Below are 20,715 nucleotides of genomic sequence, written 5' to 3'. Positions count from 1 at the left end.
CGGCGAGCGTTCACCAGCCGACGGCGATCAGCAACCACTGCGGGTTGCCGTGCGAGACGAACGAGGACTGGTCGGCGTAGTCGTCGTACGGGAAGCCGTACGCCAGCCGGTTGATGCCGTGGTCGTGCCAGAAGCGCGCGTAGTAGTTGGCCGGCGCCGCCTGGTAGTACAGGCTCGGAGTGGACCACTGTGACTGCGGCAGGTGCGCGACGTGCCGGTTGAGCGCGGAGCACATGCCCGGGTTTTCCGCCAGCGGGCCGGCGCACCCGAAGATGTCCGAAGTGGACGCCGAGAAGCCGACCGACGAGGCGTAGCTGGACAGGTAGTTCTGGTGCTGCCCACCGGCCCGGAACTGCGCCGAGCTGCCCGGCGCCGGGATGCGGTACGGCGCCTGGATCTGCGCCAGGTGGTCGAACTCGGCCGGCACCTCGTCGATGAACCGCTGGAAGGTCGCCGCCCGGTCCTCCGCGAACGTGGCCTGGTCCTCGCCGACCGCCACGTCGTACCCGTCGTGGGCGCGCAGCCGCATGGCCAGCTTGAGCCCGAACGCGTCGACCCGCGTGGTGTTGCCGTTGAAGACCGAGGGTCCGACCGTGAACTCGATGAAGTCCCAGTACTGCGAGTTGGGCGAGCCGAGGTAGAAGTACATCCGGCCGGCGGTGTTGACCGGCATGTCGAAGTACGGCTGCTCGGCGATCGAGTGTGCCTGCCCGTTGTAGCTCCAGAAGACCTGGCTGTCCGGGTACCGGCCGTCCGTGCGGTTGAGGATCTTCAGCATGACGACGTTCTGCGCCGGCGGGATGCTGGCGGTGTCGCCCCAGAAGTCGCCGGGCGGCGGTGTCGTGGGCGGCGGCGTGGTCGGGCCGGATCCGGTGGTGCGGACCACGAACTCCCACAGCGAGTACCCGTACGGCGTCGCCCGCGCGGTGCCGTTCATCCGCACGTACCGCCCGGTGCCGCTGACCGTGAGCGTCTGCGTCCCGCCGGTGCCGGTCGTGGTGCTGTACACATTGGTCCACGTGCTGCCGTTGGTGGAGACCTGGATCTGGAACGCCGAGGCGTAGGCGGCCTCCCAGCTGAGCACCACCTGGCATACGGTGAGCGACGAGCCCAGGTCGACCTGGATCCACTGTGGATCGCCAAAGGCGCTGGACCAGCGGGTGGCGGTGTTGCCGTCGACGGCGTTGGCGGCGGCCAGGGTGGCGTTTTCGGCGGAGGAGGCGGTGGCCGGCCGGCCCTGCGCCGCGTTACCGGTGCCGCACGCGCTGGTCGTGGTGTTGCCGAAGACCTGGAACTCCCAGAGCGAGATGCCCCACTCGGTGGCCCGGGCGGTCGCGTTGAGCCGCACGTAGCGGCCGGTGCCGCTGACCGCGAGGGTCTGCACACCGCCGCTGCCGGTGGTGGTGCTGTAGACGTTCGTCCACGTGGTGCCGTTGGTGGAGACCTGGATCTGGAACGCCGACGCGTAGGCCGCCTCCCAGTTGAGGACCACCTGGTCGACCGCCGCGGTCGAGCCGAGGTCCACCTGGATCCACTGTGGAACCCCGAACGCGCTGGACCAGCGGGTCGCGGTGTTGCCGTCGACGGCGTTGGCGGCGGCCAGGGTAGCGTTTTCGGTCGAGGAGGCGGTGGCCGTCCGGCCCTGGGAGAGCAGCGGCCCGGCCGCGCTGGCCGTACCCATGGTGACGGCCGCGTAGCCGGCGAGAAGGAGGACGACGGCGGCGGCGAGGGAGTAGTGGCGTCTGGGTCTCTTGCGCATGGCAGCTCCCGGCGTGGGTGAGAGAGCGCTCTCTAACATGGAGAGCGTGATCGATGCGAGCCGGTCGGTCAAGGGGTCGGCGGAGCCATTTCGGACGCTGCCGTTGATCGGCGCCTCTGCTCGCCCCCCATTGACGGCCGTGCCGCGGTCGCCGACCCCGTCACGACTTCGCGTCGGGAAACAATGTGGCCGGAAAGACTGTTGCGTCAGTGGAGATCGCCGCTTACCTTATTGATGTAACGTTCGACAACGACCCGAGGAGTCACCGACATGTTGTGGCGCGCCGGCATTGCACCGCAGCGGCTTTCGCTGTGCGGTCTTGTGGGCATGCCGCCCATCGGTCGACCCACAGCTGAAATCGCGGACAAAGAGCCAGCCTCGGATGGCAGGCGGCGACGGTAGCGCCGACATAGCGCGCCCAGCCGCCCACCCGTCCAGGGTCGGGCGGCTTTTTCGTCGCACCGAGACGCTTCCTCCTTCGGTATCCATGCAGCTCAGCCCTGAGGGCGTCAGCTCGGCCCGGTCAGAGCGGCGGTCGTCAAAACCGGTCGCGGGTGCGAATCCTGTTGCCTCTGCTTTGCCCTGCGCGTTTTCACGCAGCGGCGTCGAACATTGAGAACTTCACAGTGGATGTCGTGACACGAAAGGCGCCCACCGCGCTGTTTCTTCGGTGCCGGCTGGGCAAATTCGGGAACGACCGGCTCGGTGACCGGGCCTGATTTGGGATCAGGAAACGCGGGGTTCGACTCCCCGGTTCCCGACCGTTTCGCCACCCGCCAATCACTGGGAGGAAAGGAGGATCGGCGCCGCATCCCGCCGTGGCCCACGTGGTGAGGGCGTCGCTCTGATAAGGCGAAGGCAGGTGGTTCGACTCCACCCGGCGGGACCGCGCCCACGTGGTCCATCGGACGAAGACGCAGGCCTACGAAGCCTGAGAGCGAGGTTCGACTCCTCGCGTGGGCACTCCTCAGCCAAGACCAGACATCCACTGTGTACCGCCGTGAGCGCGGGCGCTGGCTGCTCGGCCGTCCCTCATAAGGACGGTGTGCCCGGATCGACACCGGGGCTCACGACGCTTTCGCCTGTCCCGGACACCTGCGCAAGGCCGACGAAAGGAGGGGTGAGCAGGATGATGTGGAAGCTGGCCAACGGTTCGGAGTGGGGAAGGTCGCGCGGGTGCCCCGCACCTGAGGGTGCCCGCGCAGCCGGCGCCTGATCGCGCCCACGACGTTCCACAGGCCCGTACGCGGCCGCCGCCGTGCCGAACGACGAGAAGGAGCCGTTCGTCCTGTTCCAGGCGATTACCGTATCGGTGTGGGCAACTGTCGACTGAAAACAGTTGTTAATCTGGACCAGTCACAATCGTGTGCGACGATCGCTCGTCACGACAGCTGGACCCTGGTTGGGAGATTCATGACCGAGCCGCCCACGACGGTGGCCCGTGGTGGGTTGCGGCGCACCACGGTGCGGGACGTCGCCGAAAACGCGATCCGGGAGATGATCCTGGCCGGCGAGTTGAGCCCGCAGACCCGGCTCAACGAGGTGACGATCGCCGAAGAGCTCGGGATCAGCCGGGGTCCGCTCCGCGAGGCCATCCAGCGGCTGGCGAGCGAGGGGCTGCTGGAGATCGTCCCGCACAAGGGCGCGTTCGTCACCGCGGTCGAGGAGAAAGAGCTCCGCCAGCTGTACGAGCTGCGGATCGCGATCGAGACCTACAGCGCGCGCAAGGCGTGCGCGAGCCTGCCCCCGGCCGGGCGCCAGGCCATCATGCAGGCGCTCGAAGGCGCCCAGACGGCGCTGAAGAGTGACGCGGCGTACCCGGCCGACATGGACTTCCACCGTTCGCTGGTCGCCATGGCCGACAACGCCGCCCTGGACCAGGCACTTCGCGAGGTGAACGCCAAGATCTCGATCGCCCGGCGGCGTTCGGCGCGGGAGCCGGCCCGGGCCCGCGAGGCCTACCAGGAGCATGAGGCGATCGCCGAGGCACTGCTCGCCGGGCACGCCGCGCGCACGGCCAAGCTCCTGGAGGCCCATCTCTGGCGCTCCTTCGAGAGCGCCGTGGCGCTCCTCCTGCGCTGAGCCGCGGGCCGGGCCGGGCTAAAAGCGCGAATCGAACCGGCCATCCCGACCAAAGCGCGAACCGGCCGGCGCGGCCTACAGCGCGGACCGACTCGCGGGCCCGGCCTACAGCGCGGACCGGCCGGTCGGCCGCGACGCGAGGGCGTTGCCGATGATCCAACCCATGCCGAACGCCGACAGCAGCCCGTTGCCGGAGAGGTAGCCGTCGGACGACGGGCCGGCCAGCCCGCAGGCAGTGCCGCCGCCGGCGTAGAGGTGCGGGATGGGCCGGTCGGCGCTGTCCAGCACGCGGCCCTGCGTGTCGATGACCACCCCGCCCTGGGTGGCGAGCAGGCCGTGGGTCACCCAGGCCAGCTGGAACGGCGGCCGGAGCTGGCGCCGTCCCGGACGGGCGCGGACCGCCTCCCGTACCCGCTCGACGTCCAGCCCGAGCTGTGCGGCGAGTCCGTCGAGCGTCGCGACCTCGCGGATGGCCCCGGCCGCCAGGCACTGCCGCATCATCTCCGACTCCCGGGTCGCCGCGAGCGCGGTGGCGTCGAAGATCATGGCGGCCCGCTCGCCGGGTTGCCTCCGCAGGATCTGGGCGAGCGCGGAGTAGCCGTACCGCTGCTCGTCGACGAAGCGCCGCCCGCGGGCGGCGACGAGGACCGCGCCGTGAAACGGGAGGGCCGGCGACACGCGCGTGCCGTGGTCGACCACGACGAGCCCGGAGCGCAGGCCGGCGCCCATGTTGCGGACCCGGCCGCCGAGCCGCCTGACCCAGTCGAGGGCGTCCCCGGTCGAGGTCGACACGCCACCGTGGTACGGGTTGCCGAGGTCGCTGAGGTGTTCCTTCACCAGCGCCGGGTTGCCGGCGAACCCGTCCACGGCCAGCACGACGGTGCCGGCGCCGATCCGCTGGCGACGGCCGTTCTGGTCGACCACCACACCGCTCACGGCGCCGGCGTCCACGACGAGGTCGACAACCGGCGCCTCGTCCACGAACGCGACATTGGGGTACGACCCGAGCAGCCCGCGGAGGTGCCGCATGAGCCGTCCCCCGCCCTGCCGGCCGCTGTCGGTGTGCAGGCGTGGCACCGACATGCCGGCGCGCGGCATGTCGGTACCGATCTCGATCGGGTACCCGGTGTCGGCGAGCCACTCGACCATGGCCGGGGCGACCGCGCACACCGCCTCCACGACCGGGCGCCACTCCTTGTCGCCGGAGGCGGCCAGGATCTCCTCGGCGTGCTTCAGCGGCGAGTCGTCGATCCCGGCCGCGCGCTGAAACCGGGTCCCACCGGCGGCCAGCGACCCCGACGAGATGGCCGCGTTGCAGCCCTCCCGGGTCGACTTCTCGAACACGGCCACCACGAGATCGGGGTTCTGAGCGGCCCGGAGAGCGGCCATCACCCCGCAGGCACCGCCGCCCGCGACGGCGACGTCGGGTCCCACGTCGACCAGGTCACCGGTCACGTCAGGGCCGCCGGTACGCCGTAGAACCGCCGGGCGGCGTCGAGCAGCGGCCGCGGCGGCTGGGCCCCGTAGAACCCGACCCGGGACGGAACCAGACCCTGCGTCCGGTACTGGGCGGCTCTGACCTCGGCCACCCGGACACAGGTGCCGAGCGAGTCCAGCACGGGTACGTCGTCGACGCGCGCGATGCCGAGGTCGGCCAGGAAGACGTTCAGCGGCCCCTCACCGGGGACGATGACCGTGGCTCCGTCGGCGATCGCCACGCGGGCGGCCCGCTCGAAGGCGGCGCGGAGCCGCTCCGGATCCTCGTACGCGGCCATGACGTCACCGAACCCCGCCTCCACCTGCACGATGGGGCCGACGAGCTGGTCGAGCCGGTAGTTGCGCAGGTTGCGGCGGAGCTGTGGCTCGAGTGCGGCGATGAAGTTGACGATGCCAACGCGGTCGCCGAGCATCGCCGCCATGAGCACCGACGTCTGTCCAAACGCGACAACCGGGATGTCGACGAGCGTGCGGATCTCCTCGTACGCCGTGTCGGGAATCGTGGCGATGAGGAAGGCGTCGTAGCCCTCGTCCTCCGCCCGCAACGCCGCGTGCACGAACTGCTCCTTGTGCAGACCGGCCAGGTACGCGTAGCCGATGTGCGAGCCCGGGTAGTCCGACGGGTAGGTGCCGGGCCGCATCCCGTGCAGGTCGATCGTGGTCTCCGGCTGGGCCTGGGCGCGCAGGTGGCGCTCCAGCGCCTGCCGGTACCGGGGTACGTCCGCAAGGACCGTGAAGCTCTGGTGCCAGATCCGCATCGCTCACGCGCCTCCTTCGCCGGTGCCGCGAGTGAGGCCGGTGCCGCGAGTGAGGCCGGTGCCGCGAGTGAGGCCGGTACCGCGGGCGGCGGCGGTGGCCGCGCGGGCGAGGCCGGCGGCCTCGATGCCGGCGATGCGGCCGAACGTCAACCCACGCAACACGGACGTCGAGCCGACGTAGTTGGAGTAGTAGAGCCCGGTCATCTCACCCGCCGCGTAGAGCCCCCGGATCGGCCGGCCGTCGCGGTCGACGACCTCCGCCGCGGCGGTCGTCTTGACCCCGCCGAAGGTGAAGACGTTGGCGCACATGACGGGGTAGGCGACGAACGGGGCCACCTCGATGCGCCGCGACCAGTTGGACTTCGGCGGCGCCAGGCCCACGGTGGCGAGCCCGTCCGGTCTACTGTGGTCGAAGGTCGCGGGGTCCGGGCAGGCCCGGTTGTAGGCGTCCACTGTGGACGTCAGCGCCTTGGCGGGGACGCCCAGCGCGTCGGCGAGCTCACCGATCCCGCCGGCCCGGATCGGGGGCACGTCGGTGCGGATCCCGGACATGATGTTCGGCACGGCCAGCCCCTGCTGGTCGAGCAGCGCCCAGGCGATCCCGTCGGTCTGCGCCTGGATCGTCCGCGTCGTCCGCTCGTACCAGGCGTCGACCGCGCCCCGGGCCTCGTCGACGAAGCGCCGGCCCTCCTTGTTGACCAGCACCCCGTACGGGAAGCAGAAGATGGCCGCCTCGGCCTGTGCCGAGCGCGGGTCCACCGGTTCGGCGTGGAAGAGGCTGAAGTTTCCGGCGGTCGCCGCGCCGGCGCGCAGGGCCATCTCGATGCCCTCGCCCTTGTTGTAGTGGCCGCCCCGGGCGACGGGCCGGCAGGTCATCGCCCGGCCGGGGTGGTAACGGGCCATCATCTCGGCGTTGCCCTGGTATCCGCCGGAGGCCAGGACCACCCGGCCCAGGTACTCGCCGGTGGTGGCCCGGACCCCGACCACCTCACCGTCGCTCGTGATCAGTTCGCGGGCCGTGGTCTCGAAGCGGAAGTGGACGCCGAGGTCGCGCGCGGCCCTGCCCATCGTCTCCACGATGGCGAGCCCGCCGCCGATCGGGGCCATCCGCGTGGTGGTCTGGGTGAGGAAGGGCGTCGGCACGTGGTCGAACCGCACGCCGTGCCCGGCCATCCAGGCCAGGGCCTTCGGCGCCATCTCCGACAGCGTCGCGACGTACTCGGGATCGACCGTCGGGACGGAGCGCCAGAGCCCGCTCTGCCGCCCGCTTGGCAGCGCGGCCTCCCGCACGACGCCCGGATCCGGATACCCCATGAAGTCGTCGACCAGGGCCGTCTCGAAGCCGTCGGCCGTCTCCGCCAGCGACTTCATCCGCAGGAACGCCTCGGTGTAGCGGGTGTTGCCGCCGGTCTCGGCCTCGGGCGACCGTTCCAGCAGGACCACGGTCGCACCGGCCTCCGCGGCGGAGCAGGCCGCGCAGAGGCCGGCGACTCCACCCCCCACCACCACGACGTCGTACCTCATCTGGCGACCTCCTCGATCTCGAAGGTGGGGATGACCGCGGCCGCCGTCGTGACCGTCGAAAACAGCGGCAGCATGTGCTGGACCGAGAACGCGTGGAAGTCTGGCCGGAACGAGGCGCACATGTCCTCGACCACCGTCACCCGAAGGCCGGCGTCCGACGCGTGCCGGGCGGTCGACTCGACGACGAGGTTCGTCGCGACGCCGCCGAGCACGACATGTCCCACACCGGCCGCGGCCAGCGCCGGGAGCAACGGGGTGCCGACGAACGGGTCCACGCAGCCCTTGTCCACCACCGGTTCCGTGTCGAGCGGTGCCACCGCGTCGACGATCCGCGCCTCCGGCGAGTCGGCGAGCATCGCCCGCTGCGTCTCGTACGGCTCGAACCTGGGCAACCGGTTGGTCCGCAGGGCGTAGCTCGGCTCGAACGCGAGGCGGACGTGGAAGACGGGCCACCGTGCCGCCCGGGCGGCGGCCAGCACGCGTGCCGCGGTCTCCAGCACGCCCCGCTGGGCGACCTGCTCGGCGAGCTGGGGCATCCGCCCGTGCGGCCCGCCGTCGCAGAGCGCGACCTGGTAGTCGAGCATGAGAAGGGCCGTCCTGGTCGAGTTCATCCGCTCTCCGTCCATCCCGGCCGGCCCGTCACCAGGCCGACCATCCGCCGTCGACGTACACGATCTGGCCGGTCATGTAGGACGACGCCGGGCCGCAGAGCAGGAGCAGGGGACCGGCGAGGTCCCGGGCCGGATCGCCCAGCCGGCCGAGCAGCGTGCGTTGGGTAAACCAGGCCAGTCGCTCCGGGTCCTCGGCCAGCGGCGCCGTCATCTTGGTGGGGTAGAAGACGCCGGGGGCGAGGCAGTTGACCGTGATGCCGTGCGCGCCCAACTCGCTCGCCAGCGAGCGGGTCAGGTTGGCCACCGCCGCCTTCGACGCGTAGTACGCCGACTCGGGCACCGGCCCCACCCGGTCGGCGTACACGGTCGACAGGTTGACGATCCGCCCGCCGCGCCCCTGGGCCGTCATGGCCATGCCGGCGGCCCGGCCCACGAGCCAGCAGCCGGTGAGGTTGACGCGGACCACCTGCTCGAACTCCCGCGGTGTGGTCCGGTCGTACGGCTTGCGCAGCATGACCCCGGCGGCGTTGACGACGATGTCCAGCCGTCCGTACCGGTTGCGGACGCCGTCGACGAGGCGCGCCACGGAGTCCTCGTCCGTGACGTCCACGCTGTGGCAGGAGGCGCCGGCGGCCGCACCGGTGACGGCGAGATCGTCCTGCCGCTCGGGGAGGTCGGCCACCGCCACGGCCGCACCGTGCTCGGCCAGCGTGCGGGCCGCCCACTCGCCCAGACCTCCGGCGGCCGCGCCGACGACCAGCGCGGTGGCGCCGGTGAGATCGAACAGGTCTACCACGTCAGCTCACTCTCCACCGCCGCCGCGTGCGTACCCGACAGCCGCCCGAAGATGGCGGCCTTGCCGATCGACGTACCGGTCATGTAGCCACTGCCGTGAAAACCGCCCACGACCTCGCCGGCGGCGAAGAGGTGCCCGATCGGCTCACCCCACCAGTCGAGTACCCGCAGCTCGGTGTCGACGGTGACACCGCAGTACGTGGCCAGGACGACCGTCCCGGTCGGCTGCGCGTAGAACGGTGGCGTGTCGAGCGGGAAGGGACGGCCGAAGCCGCCGCAGAGAAACTCACGCCCCACCGGATCCGGCTCGCCCTCGGCGATCCGCCGGTTGTACTCCTTGACGGTCGTCTGGAGCGAGCCGGACGGTAGGGCGAGCTTCCGTTCGAGCTCCTCGACCGAGCCGGCGTGCACGAGCATGCCGGCGCGGTCCCGCTCGGCGAACGCGTAGATCGGCACGTCGTCGCTCGACTGGGCCAGGACCGCCGAGTCGAAGACCTGCCAGGTGGTCCCGCCCGGCTGCCGCAGCGCGACGTCGCCGATCTCCTTGTAGTTTCGCGATTCGTCGACGAACCGCCGGCCCGCGCCGTTGACCGCGATCGCTCCTTTGTAGACGGCGAGGATGCCGGTGCCGTCCTCGTGCGGATGCGGCTCGGCGTAGATGCCGTACGTGCCCTTGATGTAGGGCGTGTCACGGATCCCGGCGCCGATCGCCATCGCCATCTTGAGCCCGTCACCCTGGCACCCGGCCCCACCGGCGCGCAGCGCGTGCTCCATCTGCGGCGCGAACGTGGCGAGCAGCTCGTCGCTGCGGGCGAAGCCGCCGGTGGCCAGGACGACCGCGTCCGCCGGCACGCGGCGCCGCTCTCCACTGTGGAGGCAGACGTCGACCCCCGTCACCCGGCCGTCCTCGTACACCAGCCGCTGCGCCGTGGTCTCCATGACCAGCCGGGCGCCGAGCTTTCCCGCGGCGGTGAGGAGGCGTACCAGCATCGCGGTGGTGTCGGTCGGGTGACTTCGCGGGACGCTCTGGCCGGAGGCCGCGTGGATCTCGCCGTAGACCACGCCGTGCGAGCGCAGCCACCGGTACGTCTCCAGCTGGTGCGCGCAGTACAGGTCGACCAGCGCCACGTCGTTGCGGTGGCCGCCGACGTCGAGCAGGTCGCGGCGGAGCAGCTCGGTCGAGTCGGCGATGCCGTGCGCACGCTGCTCGTCCGTGCCGGCGAACGCGGACAGGCCGGCCGACAGCACGGTCGAGCCGCCGATCGAACCGGTCTTCTCCAGCATCACCGCGTACCGGCCGGCCTCGGCCGCCGCGAGCAGGGCGGCGCAACCGGCCAGCCCCGATCCGAGCACGAGCACTCCGGCCCGCTCGGGGAGGTCGTCCTCGTACGGCAGGCCCGCGATCCTCGTCATGGCAGCCGGTTTCCGGTCGCCGCGAGGACGTCCGCGAGCGGCTGGTCGAGAAGCGCCTCCGCCGCGCTCAGGTCGGCCAGCCGAAACAGCTCCTGCCGTTCGGACCAGGTCACCATCTGGTCGGCTCGGCTCGCCGTCTCCCCGTGGTCGCGCAGATGTCGCAGGGCCTCGATGCCGGCCCGCATCATCGTCCGCATCAGGTAGTTGGCGAACAGGACGACGCTGAAGCCCAGCTCCGCGTACTCCTTGAGATCGAGCTCCGGGGTCTTGCCGCCCTCGACCACGTTGACGACGAGCGGGACGCCGGCCAGCTCGGTGCCGACGAGCGCCAGCTCCTCGATGGTCCGTGGCGCCTCCACGAAGATCACTTCGGCACCCGCCTCGACGTACGCCTTCGCCCGTTCGATGGCGTCCTCGATGCCGTACACCGACCGGGCGTCCGTCCGCGCGATTATGACCAGCGCCTCGTCGGTGCGGGCCTCGCAGGCCGCCGCGATCTTCGTCTGCATGTGGCCGGTCGGGATGAGGTCGTGGTCGTCGAAGTGGCCGCACCGCTTCGGCATCTGCTGGTCCTCGACCTGGACGGCGGAGGCGCCCGCCCGTTCGAGCAGCCGGACCGTGCGCACGGTCGCCAGCGGGCCGCCGTAGCCGGTGTCCGCGTCGACCACGATCGGGATCGACGCCAGCGCCGTCATCCGCCCCACGTGCTCGACGACCTCGACCATCGAGGTCAGCCCGATGTCGGGGAGCGCGTGCTGCGCGTTCGCGAGCCCGGCGCCGGTCGCGTACGCCGCCTCGAACCCGGCCCGCTCCACCAGGCGCAGGCTCATCGCGTCGGTGACCCCCGGCAGTACCAGCGGCCGCGGTCCGGCCAGCGCCGTCCGCAGGGCGAGCCGCAGCTCGTGGGCGTCAGGGGCGGTCATGGGCGCCGGCACCAGACGGGCGCGGTCGTCGGTCACGTCGACCGTCCTCCTTGTCCTCGGCTGACCAGGTCGCCGGCTGACCGGCCGCCGTCGATCGGAAGGGCGACGCCGGTGATGAAGGCGGCGTCGTCGCTGGCCAGGAACGTGAACGCCGCCGCCACCTCCTCCGGACGGACCAGCCTGCCCAGCGGCACCGAGTGCCGTGCGTCGGACGTCATGCCGGCGACGTACGCGTCGTAGACGGCGCCGCCACCGCCCGCGCCACCGGCCAGGAACGGGGTGGCGGAGGCCAGCGGGCACACCGCGTTCACCCGGATCGCCGGGGCGAGATCGAGCGCCGCCGACCGGGTCAGCGAGATGATCCCCGCCTTGGTCGCCGAGTAGATCGAGGTGTTGATCCGCGGTACGAGCGCGCCGACCGACGCGGTGTTGAGGATCACCGCGTGGCGGCTGCGCCGCAGCACCGGTACCGCGTGCTTGATCCCGAGGAACGTACCGCGCAGGTTGACGTCGACGATGCGGTCGAACTCCGCTTCGGCGAGCGTCTCGATCGAGCCCTTGGCGTGGATGATCCCGGCGTTGTTGACCAGGATGTCCAGGCCGCCGAACGTGTCGACCGCCGCCTCGACCATCCGCGCGACGTCCTCGGTTCGCGAGACGTCCACGGTCATGCCGAGCGCGTCGCCCCCCAGCGCCTCGGCGACCCGCTTCACGCCGTCGCCGTCGCGGTCGGCCACGACGACCCGCGCGCCCTCGGCGTGAAACCGCAGCGCGGTCGCCGCACCGAACCCGGAGGCCGCGCCGGTCACGACGGCGATCCGGCCGCTGAGCACACCCGTCATCGCCGTTGCCTCCCGTCGCCGGTCACCGCGGACTCCACCGGATCCGGCGATGCCGCGGCCGGGGCTTCCACCGCGCCGGGCGGCCTCGTCCAGCGCTCGTAGAGCCGCACCAGCCCGACGATGTCGTCGTCGGCGAGGCCCTCGGCCACCGCGACCGCGTAGATGGAGCGGATCGCCGACGCCGCCGGTGGGGGAACGCCCACCCGGTCCGCGAGCTCCAGCCCGAGCCGGAAGTCCTTCTCCGCCAACCGGATGCTGAACCGGGCGTCGAAGTCACGCTCGAGCACCCAGGGAAACCGCTTCTGGAAGTGGTGTGACCTGCCGCCGCCCATCTGGGACAGCAGGTCGAACAGGCGCCTGGGAGCCAGCCCGGCGGCGACGCCGATCTGGAACGCCTCGGCCGACACCAGCACGGTCGCGTTGGTGATGAGGTTGTTGACCAGCTTGACCGCCTTGGCGGTACCCAGCGGACCGGAGAGGTGCACGGCGCCGGCCACCGCGCGCAGCACGGGCTGGACCGCCGCGATGTCCGGCTCGTCCCCGCCGGCGATCACCACGAGCTGTCCCTTCGCGGCGTCCATCGGGCCACCGCTGACCGGGGCGTCGACCGGCTTGAGACCGGCGGCCGCCGCGGGCCCGGCGACCGCGCGCATCGTGTCCGGTCCGATGGTGCTCAGCTCGATCAGGTACGTGCCGGGGCGTGCCGACTCCACGAGACCGCCTTGGCCGAGCCATGCCTCCGTCACCGCCGCGCCGTCGGGCAGGCTGGTGATCACCGCGTCGGCGCCGGCGACGGCGTCCGGCAAGCGGTCACGCACCCGCACGCCGGCCGCGGCCGAGCGGTCCCGGGCCGCGGCGGCGATGTCGAACCCGTAGGTCTGGAAGCCGGTCGCCGCGAGACGCGCGGCCACCGCCCCGCCCAGATGTCCGAGCCCGACGACGCACACCGCCATGCCGGGCGTTCGCGAGTCCATCGTCATGTCCTCCTGTGTGGGCCGTTGGCGTCAGGCGATCCGGACGGCGATGCCGTCGAGTCCGGGTACCGCGGGGAAGCGGTCGAAGATGGCCGGATCGTGGCCGGGAACGACCAGCTCCGGCGAGCCCGCCAGCGCGCGGATCGTGTCGAAGGCGGCGTACATCTCGGGAAGGTCGGTCAACAGCTTGGCCGGGCAGTCGTGCGTCACGTGGTACCCCAGGTGGGCGGAGTCCGAGGCCAGCACGACGGTCCCTTTGGCCGACTCGACCGAGACGATCTGCGTCCCGGGAGTGTGGCCACCGACCCGGTGCACCCGCACGCCGGGCACGATCTCCCGTTCGCCGTCGACGTACTCCACCCGCCCGGCCAGGCTCAGGCCGACGAGCCGCTGGATGTCCTCGGTCTCGACCAGCCGGCGAAACTCGGCGCGTGCGGCGAACCGGCCGGTCCAGAACGCCATCTCCCGCTCCTGCACCACGACCCGCGCCCGGCCGAACGGCTCGACGTCGCCGACGTGGTCGTAGTGGAAGTGGCTCAGCAGCAGATGCGACACGTCTTCCGGCTCCACGCCCAGCAGGCGGACGCCTTGTGACGGCTCGCGAAAGTGCGTCCGGTTTCGCTTCGCCGCGACCGTCGACGTGAAGCCCGCGTCCACGACGACGTCACCGAAAGCGGTGCGCACCAGCCATACGCAGAAGTCGAGATGGCCGGGCTGCTCGTGCAGTTCCGCCGGCGGGTTGAGGAAGTACTGGGCCTGGCTGCCCGCCTTCGCCTCGCCGAACTTCACCGCGAAGACCTGGTGGTCGTGCATGGAGTCTGGCTCCTCCCTGACCTTGTGCGCCGCCTCACTGTCGCGTATGTTCTGTCAACTGTCAACAGTTGGACAGGCGCCCGGGATGGGGACCGACTGCGGACCGTCCCGTGTCTCGGCGTCCAGTCTGGCGCTCGCCTTCGTGCGGTTGACAGTGACGGTGAGGACGATCACAATGTTGCATGCAATTGTCGACCACACCGTGATCAGTGAGGGGGAGAGCGGAGGTACGAGCAGTGAAAAAGGTGGACGACTGCGCCGAGGAAGTTGCATACACACTCTCAGCGCCTGTTGCCCATCGCTGCCGTCACCACCGCCCCGGAAGCCGCGCGGCCCGCTCAAGCGCCCGGTCGGTTTCGTAGCGCCATGGATCTGTGGGCATCGGCACCGATGCCCACCCGATTGACCTCACGTGAGGATCCGACAACCAATGACTGTTCATCCGGCAAGCCCCCGCCCCGGGGCTGGCAAGCCCCGATCCGAGGAGCGCAGCGACGAGGGCGGAGCGCGCCAGCTCCCCGGGGCGACCAGCGAGCGCAAACAGCACAGCACCGGGATCCGGTGGCGGCTGACCACGATCGGCCTCGTCGCTCTGACCCTCTTGGCCGCCGGCTGCTCCGGGAGTACGGCCGCGACAACCGGCGAAAAGGTGCTTCGGCTCGGCATGCCCGCCCCCGCGGTCAGCCTCGACCCGGCCAAAGCGGTGACCGACGCCTTGTGGGTCACCGAACTCGCCTACGACCCGCTCATCTTCCGGGCCTCCGACGGAAGCCTCCAGCCCCGGCTGGCCGAGTCGTGGTCGTACATCGGCGACAACAACACACTGTTCGAGCTCAAGCTCCGGGCCGGCGTCAAGTTCAGTGACGGCACCCCGCTGAACGCGGACGTGGTGAAGCGCAACTTCGAGCACTACGCCGATGCCTCGTCGGCGGCCTCGAAGATCAAGATGTTTTCCCAGCTGGAGGTCGTCGACGACCTGACGCTGCGAATCCACCTCTCCGAGCCCCACCCCGCGATGCCCGAGCTCTTCACCCAGGCGAAGTTCGTCGGCGACCTGGCCAGCGGCGAGGCCCTCGCGAAGCCGGACCTGATGACCACGCAGACGTACGGCGCCGGACCGTACGTCCTGGACCCCAAGGCGACCGTTCCCAAAGACACATACACGTTCGTGCGCAACACCCACTACTGGAAGCCGGAGGCGGCCTACTACGACAAGGTCGTCGTCAAGGTGATCGCGAACGCGAATACCGCGCTGGCCGCGCTGAAGACCGGCCAGATCGACGCCATCCAGGGTGACTTCACCACCGCCGACGCGGCGAAGCAAGCCGGCCTGCAGGTCGCCAGCACGCCGCGGCAGTGGTTCGGCGTCATCGTCGGGGACGCCGACGGCAAGCTGGTGCCGGAGCTGAAGGACGTGCGGGTCCGGCAGGCCCTCAACTACGCGGTCAACCGGGAGAAGATAGCCAAGGGGCTGCTGGGCGACAACGGCGTCCCGACCGAGCAGATCGTCATGCCCGGCCAGTCGGGATACAACACCACGAGCTTCTACACGTACGACCCGGCCAAGGCGAAGGATCTGCTGCGCGAGGCGGGACACCCCAACGGCTTCACCCTGCCGGTCACGACCAACACCAAGCGCGGTCTGAGCCTGGTGGTCCAGGCGATGGTCGACGACTGGAAGGCGATCGGCATCACCGTCGACCTGAAGACCGAAGCCAACGACGGCACCTACAGCGAGGCGCAGACCGCCGCGAAGCTGCCCGTCTTCGGCGTCTCCTTCGGCAGCGACGGCGAGATACACAACCTCGGTACGACGCTCTTCCAGAACTCCAAGACGTTCAATCCGTTCGGCATCTCCGACCCCACTGTGGACAAGCTGCGCGCCGACGCCGCGGCGATCCCCACGGTCGAGGGCCGGGAGGCGCTCTACAAGCAGCTGATCCGCCGCCTGGTGGAGACCGGGCGCTACGTGCCGGTCGTCGCGGTGCCGATCTACTACTACGCCAACGACTCCATCAAAGGGCTGGCCGTGTCGCCGAGCGCGCAGCAGGCGGACCCGGTCGACTTCATGCCCGCCAAGTAGGCACACGCGACGCTGAGTGTGTGGAAGGACTGCGTGTGACAAAGCTGATTGCCCGGCGTCTGGCCATTTCGGTGCCGCTGCTGTTCATCGTGCCGTTCCTGACATTCGTGATGGCGACGCTGGCGCCGGGCGATCCGGCTCGCACGATCCTCGGGGACGACTTCACGCCGGAGGCGTACCAGGCGCTCCGTGCCGAACTGGGGCTCGACAAGTCGCTGTTCGCGCAGTACGCCGACTGGCTGCGTGGAGTCGTCCAAGGGGACCTCGGCACCTCACCGGTCACCGGGCTCTCCGTCTCCGGCGAAATCATCAGCCGGGTCGGCGTGACCGCGTCGTTGGTCCTCCTGACGACCGTGGTCGCGACGCTGATCGGGGTCGGGCTGGGAGTCGTCAGCGCCCTGCGGGCCGGCTGGTTGGCGAAGGCGGTCGACGTCATCTCGCTCGTCGGGTTCTCCTTTCCCAGCTTCTGGGTGGGGCTGGTCCTGGTGGCACTCTTCGCCGTCGGGCTCGGCTGGTTTCCGGCCACCGGCTTCGTCCCGATCGACGTATCCCCGCGGGCGTGGGCGCTGGCTCTCGTCCTGCCCATCACCGCGCTCGCCGTCCACGCGATCGCGATGGTGGCCAAACAGACCCGGGACGCGATGCTCGACACCCTCGGCCGCGAGTACATCCTGGCCCTGCGCGCCCGCGGCATCCCGGAGCGGTCGATCATCTTCCGGCATGCGCTGCGCAACGCCGCCATCCCGGTCTCCACTGTGGTCGGTCTGGTCTTCATCAGCCTGCTCGACGGGACCGTCCTCGTCGAAAGCGTCTTCGCCATGCCGGGCCTGGGCGGACTGGTCGTCGATGCCACCCACCGCCACGAGATCCCGGTCATCCAAGGCATCGTGCTGACCTTCACCGTGGTGGTGGTGCTGGTCAACCTCTTCGTCGACGTCCTGTATGGATGGCTCAACCCGAAGGCCCGAGTCTCATGACCTACAGCCTGACTCCCGACACCAACAGCGCCAGGCCGCAGCGGGTGCGTTTTCTGCGGTCGCTCAGGCGGCACCCGCTGGGCGCGCTCGCCCTGGGCCTGCTGTTGCTCCTGGCGGCCGGCGCGATCCTGGCCGACCTCCTGGCGCCATACGACCCGACCGCCACGGACCTCGGCAACTCCCTGTCCGGCCCGACCGGCAGCCACCTGCTGGGCACCGACGCGCTGGGACGCGACCTGCTCAGCCGGCTGCTGTTCGGGGCGCGGGTGTCGCTGACCGGCACCGCCCAGGCGGTCGCGACCGTCATCGCCGTCGGCGTGCCGATCGGCCTGCTCGCCGGCTATCTCGGCGGATGGGTGGACCGGGTCGCCGGCGGGATCATCGACGTCCTGCTCGCCGTTCCCGGCATCGTGATGCTGCTCGTCATCGTCGCCATCTTCGGCAACAACGAGTCCGTCGCGATGATCGCGCTCGGTGTGCTGGGCGCGCCGGGGATGGCCCGGGTCGTACGGGGATCCACGATCGCCGTCCGCAACGAGCTCTACATCAAGGCCGCCCGCGTGTCCGGGCTGACGACCCGCCACGTGCTCGTAAACCACGTGCTGCCCCGGGTCTCCGGGCCCATCGTGGTACGGGCCTCGCTGTTCGCCGGCGTCGCCCTCCTCGTCGAGACCGGCCTCGGCTTCCTCGGGTTCGGCGCCCAGCCGCCCGATCCGAGCTGGGGCAACATGGTCGCGGACGCCTCCCAGTTCGTCGCGATCGCGCCGTGGATGCTGGTGCCGTCCGGCGCGACGATCGCCCTGTCGATCCTCTCCTTCGGGCTCCTGGGCGACGCGATCCGCGACTCGACGGCCGGGCGGGCGCGGGGCGCCGACCGGGTCCGCCGGAAGGTCGCCGGGGACGCCAAGGAGCCGGCCGCCACGCCGGCCCAGCCCGCGACGGAGACACCGGACGACAGCGACGCCCTGCTGCGCGTCCGCGGGCTGACCGTCTCGGTACCGGCCGCGACCGGCCAGGCGGACATCATCTCGGACGTCACGCTCGAAATCCGCGCCGGCGAGACCGTCGGGCTGGTGGGCGAGTCGGGCTGCGGCAAGTCGATGACCGGCCGCGCGATCCTGGGCCTGCTCCCGCAACCGGTGGCCGTGACCGGGGGCCGGATCCTCTTCGACGGTCAGGACATCACGAAGCTCGGCCCCCGCCAGCTACAACGGTTGCGCGGCGCGCAGATCGCCCTGATCTCGCAGGAGCCGGTCGCCAGCCTCGACCCGGTCTTCACCGTCGGGCACCAGCTGAAGGAAGTGCTGCTGCGCCACCAACCCGGCAGCCGGCGGGAGATCGCCCGCGCCGCCGTCGCTCTGCTGCGCGACGTGAACCTGCGTGAGCCGGAGCGGGTCATGCGCAGCTACCCGCACCAGCTCTCCGGCGGGATGGCGCAGCGGGTCGCCATCGCCATGGCACTGGCCGGCCGCCCCCGGCTGCTCGTCGCCGACGAACCGACGACCGCCTTGGACGTGACCGTGCAGGCCGAGATCCTCGGTCTGCTGCGCCGGCTCCAGCGGCAGACCGGTATGGCGGTGCTGATCATCAGCCACGACTGGGGAGTCATCGCCGACGTGTGCGAGCGGGCCTACGTCATGTACGCCGGGCAGGTCGTCGAGCAGGCGCCGGTCCTCGACCTGTTCGACGGGCCACGGCACCCGTACTCGGCGGGCCTGCTCGGGTGCATGCCGGGCCGCGCGGCCCGTGGTGACCTGCTCCCGGCGATCGGCGGGCGGGTGCCGCAGCCCGGATCGTGGCCCACCGGCTGCCACTTCAGCCCGCGCTGCCCGATCGCCCGGGACGACTGCACGCGCGACCCGGTCGCCCTCAACGAGACCGCGGCCGGCCACGCCTCCCGCTGCCTCTATCCGTTGCTCGTCGACGAGAAGGTCTTTTCCCACGATGCCCGCTGAACCACTGCTCACGGTGACCGACCTGACCGTCGAGTTCGACTCCACCGACCGCCGCCGGAGAGGACAGCGGTTTCGGGCGGTCGACGGGGTGAGCCTGAGCCTCGCGCCGGGCGAGACCCTCGGTCTGGTCGGCGAATCGGGTTCGGGAAAGTCGACGATCGGAAACGCGGTGCTCGGCCTGGTGGCGACCGGACCGGGCAGCCGGATCGTGTTCGACGGCGAGGACATCACGCAGGCGCCGCCAAAGCGCCGGCGGGCGCTCGGCTCCCGGATCCAGGTGGTGTTCCAGGACCCGTACAGCTCGCTGAACCCCTCCCGCACGATCGGCCAGACACTCGGCGAACCCTTGCGCGCCACCGGTGTCGACCGCCGGGAGACGCGGAGCAGGGTCGCCGATGTGCTCTCCAAAGTGGACATGTCTCCGGACGTCGCGGCGCGCTATCCCGCCCAGTTCTCCGGCGGCCAGCGCCAGCGGATCGCGATCGCGCGGGCCCTGATCCGCGACCCGCAACTCGTCATCCTCGACGAGCCGACCAGCGCGCTGGACCTCTCCGTCCAGGCGCAGATCCTCAACCTGCTCATCGCCCTGCGCCGCGACGCACACCTGTCCTACCTGTTCATCTCGCACGACATCGACGTCGTCAGGTTCTTTTCCCACCGGATGGCGGTTCTACAGCACGGCCGGATCGTGGAGGAGGGCGACGTCGACGCCGTCATCGAACGCCCGCGCGAGCCCTACACCCGCGAACTGCTCGCCGCCGTCCCGGTGGCCGACCCCCGCGAACAGCGCCGCCGCCGCGAGTCACGCTCGTCCGTCGTGACCGGCTCCCGCTAGCTCACCCGCGCGGCCCCCCGACTCCGAAGCTCTCTAGTCGTGGGAGATGCCGCCGGGGACGGGGCGGCGGGGGCGCGGGCTGGGGACCATCAGCGCCTTGATGCGGGCCTCGCGGGCCTTTCGCATGTGCTCGGTCACCGCGTCCTGGGCCAGGTCGGGATCGCCGGACGCGATCGCCTCGATGATGGCTTGGTGCTCTTCGAGGTTTTTGCGGACGCGGTCGGGGTCGGCGTAGGTGCTGACTCCCGAGCGGCGGACCATGTTTTCCACCTGGTCGAGAAACCGCACGAGGTATGCGTTGGCCGTGGCGCGGCGGATGACGCGGTGAAACTCCAGGTTGAGCCGGTTGCCCTCGATGCTGTCGCCGCTCTCGGCGCACTTCGCGGCGGATCGCTGGATCTGCAGCAACCGGTCGAGCAGGCCGTCCGGCGGCCGGGACGTCACGGTGAAGACCGCCAGTCCTTCGAGGGCGCTGCGGATGAGGTAGACGGAGAAGACGTCGTCGATCGTCATGGGCTGCACCACGGAACCGCGATTGGCGATGCGGCTCACCAGGTGCTCGTCGGCGAGGCGCCGCAACGACTCGCGGACGGGAGTGCGGCTCACGTCGAGCGCGCCGGCCAGATCCTCTTCGCGCAACCAGGTCGAGGGCGGGATGACTCCGTCGAGGATGGCCTCACGCAGCGCGTCGGTCACGGCATCGGTGGTGGAGCCGCGCTTGCTCTGCTGCAGATATTGCCGCACCGACTCCGCGACGAGTGGCCACGCGGTGGCGTCCACGCGGCCCGGACCGCCTTCGGAGGTCATCCACGCCGCGCTTCGCTGTCAGATCGCACCGAGGCACGATACCAAGAGAATCTGGCTCGTATCCAAC

Annotated in this window: 17 protein-coding genes and 3 tRNA genes; 8 read left to right on the top strand and 12 right to left on the bottom strand. The window is 70.8% G+C overall.

Annotated features, from left to right (window positions below):
* Nucleotides 1-10: 10 nt before the first annotated feature.
* A complete protein-coding gene (locus RB614_RS13670) occupies nucleotides 11-1,759 on the bottom strand; it encodes a discoidin domain-containing protein (RefSeq protein ID WP_308712838.1) in 1,749 nt (582 codons plus the stop codon).
* Between the two features lie 688 nt (nucleotides 1,760-2,447).
* On the opposite strand from RB614_RS13670, the gene RB614_RS13665 reads away from it, so the two are divergent.
* The 4 genes from RB614_RS13665 (at nucleotide 2,448) to RB614_RS13650 (ending at nucleotide 3,841) form a co-directional block, all read left to right on the top strand.
* Nucleotides 2,448-2,520 (top strand) — tRNA-Pro (locus RB614_RS13665).
* Nucleotides 2,521-2,571: 51 nt separating this feature from the next.
* Nucleotides 2,572-2,645: transfer RNA gene (locus RB614_RS13660), tRNA-Ile, on the top strand.
* 4 nt (nucleotides 2,646-2,649) lie between these two features.
* Nucleotides 2,650-2,722: transfer RNA gene (locus RB614_RS13655), tRNA-Arg, on the top strand.
* Nucleotides 2,723-3,172: 450 nt separating this feature from the next.
* Nucleotides 3,173-3,841 carry a GntR family transcriptional regulator gene (locus RB614_RS13650; RefSeq protein WP_308712837.1) on the top strand — a complete coding sequence of 223 codons (669 nt, stop codon included), beginning with the start codon at nucleotides 3,173-3,175 and terminating at the stop codon, nucleotides 3,839-3,841.
* Between the two features lie 105 nt (nucleotides 3,842-3,946).
* Here the strand turns inward: RB614_RS13650 and RB614_RS13645 are convergent, their stop codons facing one another.
* The 10 genes from RB614_RS13645 to RB614_RS13600 are packed head-to-tail and all read right to left on the bottom strand — an operon-like array spanning nucleotide 3,947 to nucleotide 13,991.
* Nucleotides 3,947-5,296: an FAD-dependent oxidoreductase gene (locus RB614_RS13645; RefSeq protein WP_308712836.1), complete on the bottom strand. Its 1,350-nt coding sequence runs from the start codon at nucleotides 5,294-5,296 to the stop codon at nucleotides 3,947-3,949.
* Nucleotides 5,293-6,096, bottom strand: a complete 804-nt coding sequence (locus tag RB614_RS13640; RefSeq protein ID WP_308712835.1) for an aspartate/glutamate racemase family protein — start codon at nucleotides 6,094-6,096, stop codon at nucleotides 5,293-5,295. Before RB614_RS13640 ends, RB614_RS13645 begins: the two co-directional genes overlap by 4 nt.
* 3 nt (nucleotides 6,097-6,099) lie before the next feature.
* Nucleotides 6,100-7,620 carry an FAD-dependent oxidoreductase gene (locus tag RB614_RS13635; RefSeq protein ID WP_308712834.1) on the bottom strand — a complete coding sequence of 507 codons (1,521 nt, stop codon included), beginning with the start codon at nucleotides 7,618-7,620 and terminating at the stop codon, nucleotides 6,100-6,102.
* The gene (locus tag RB614_RS13630; protein WP_308712833.1) at nucleotides 7,617-8,231 is read right to left on the bottom strand and encodes a cysteine hydrolase family protein; all 615 of its coding nucleotides are present in this window, start codon (nucleotides 8,229-8,231) and stop codon (nucleotides 7,617-7,619) included. Before RB614_RS13630 ends, RB614_RS13635 begins: the two co-directional genes overlap by 4 nt.
* A gap of 28 nt (nucleotides 8,232-8,259) precedes the next feature.
* Complete coding sequence (locus RB614_RS13625; protein ID WP_308712832.1) at nucleotides 8,260-9,027, bottom strand: SDR family NAD(P)-dependent oxidoreductase; 768 nt, start codon at nucleotides 9,025-9,027, stop codon at nucleotides 8,260-8,262.
* Nucleotides 9,021-10,439: an FAD-dependent oxidoreductase gene (locus tag RB614_RS13620; protein WP_308712831.1), complete on the bottom strand. Its 1,419-nt coding sequence runs from the start codon at nucleotides 10,437-10,439 to the stop codon at nucleotides 9,021-9,023. The genes RB614_RS13625 and RB614_RS13620 overlap by 7 nt, the downstream gene beginning before the upstream one ends.
* Nucleotides 10,436-11,398 carry an isocitrate lyase/PEP mutase family protein gene (locus RB614_RS13615; RefSeq protein ID WP_308712830.1) on the bottom strand — a complete coding sequence of 321 codons (963 nt, stop codon included), beginning with the start codon at nucleotides 11,396-11,398 and terminating at the stop codon, nucleotides 10,436-10,438. Before RB614_RS13615 ends, RB614_RS13620 begins: the two co-directional genes overlap by 4 nt.
* Entirely contained in the window at nucleotides 11,395-12,204 is an 810-nt protein-coding gene (locus tag RB614_RS13610; RefSeq protein WP_308712829.1) for an SDR family oxidoreductase, read from the bottom strand. Before RB614_RS13610 ends, RB614_RS13615 begins: the two co-directional genes overlap by 4 nt.
* The gene (locus RB614_RS13605) at nucleotides 12,201-13,178 is read right to left on the bottom strand and encodes an NAD(P)-dependent oxidoreductase (RefSeq protein ID WP_308712828.1); all 978 of its coding nucleotides are present in this window, start codon (nucleotides 13,176-13,178) and stop codon (nucleotides 12,201-12,203) included. The genes RB614_RS13610 and RB614_RS13605 overlap by 4 nt, the downstream gene beginning before the upstream one ends.
* A 30-nt stretch (nucleotides 13,179-13,208) precedes the next feature.
* Entirely contained in the window at nucleotides 13,209-13,991 is a 783-nt protein-coding gene (locus RB614_RS13600) for an N-acyl homoserine lactonase family protein (protein WP_308712827.1), read from the bottom strand.
* 430 nt (nucleotides 13,992-14,421) lie between these two features.
* On the opposite strand from RB614_RS13600, the gene RB614_RS13595 reads away from it, so the two are divergent.
* The 4 genes from RB614_RS13595 to RB614_RS13580 are packed head-to-tail and all read left to right on the top strand — an operon-like array spanning nucleotide 14,422 to nucleotide 19,841.
* Nucleotides 14,422-16,074, top strand: coding sequence for an ABC transporter substrate-binding protein (locus tag RB614_RS13595; RefSeq protein WP_308712826.1), 1,653 nt, complete (start codon nucleotides 14,422-14,424; stop codon nucleotides 16,072-16,074).
* A gap of 35 nt (nucleotides 16,075-16,109) precedes the next feature.
* Nucleotides 16,110-17,051: an ABC transporter permease gene (locus RB614_RS13590; protein WP_308712825.1), complete on the top strand. Its 942-nt coding sequence runs from the start codon at nucleotides 16,110-16,112 to the stop codon at nucleotides 17,049-17,051.
* Nucleotides 17,048-19,006, top strand: a complete 1,959-nt coding sequence (locus tag RB614_RS13585) for a dipeptide/oligopeptide/nickel ABC transporter permease/ATP-binding protein (RefSeq protein ID WP_308712824.1) — start codon at nucleotides 17,048-17,050, stop codon at nucleotides 19,004-19,006. Before RB614_RS13590 ends, RB614_RS13585 begins: the two co-directional genes overlap by 4 nt.
* Nucleotides 18,996-19,841: an ATP-binding cassette domain-containing protein gene (locus tag RB614_RS13580; RefSeq protein WP_308712823.1), complete on the top strand. Its 846-nt coding sequence runs from the start codon at nucleotides 18,996-18,998 to the stop codon at nucleotides 19,839-19,841. Before RB614_RS13585 ends, RB614_RS13580 begins: the two co-directional genes overlap by 11 nt.
* A 33-nt stretch (nucleotides 19,842-19,874) precedes the next feature.
* Here RB614_RS13580 and RB614_RS13575 read toward each other — a convergent pair whose 3' ends face one another.
* A complete protein-coding gene (locus tag RB614_RS13575) occupies nucleotides 19,875-20,621 on the bottom strand; it encodes a GntR family transcriptional regulator (RefSeq protein WP_308712822.1) in 747 nt (248 codons plus the stop codon).
* Between the last annotated feature and the right edge of the window lie 94 nt (nucleotides 20,622-20,715).

The sequence above is a fragment of the Phytohabitans maris genome (assembly GCF_031085175.1).
In the GTDB taxonomy this organism is placed as follows: Bacteria; Actinomycetota; Actinomycetes; order Mycobacteriales; family Micromonosporaceae; genus Phytohabitans; species Phytohabitans maris.
Note: the sequence above shows the minus strand (reverse complement) of the source record. Positions and strands in the feature narration are given on the sequence as shown.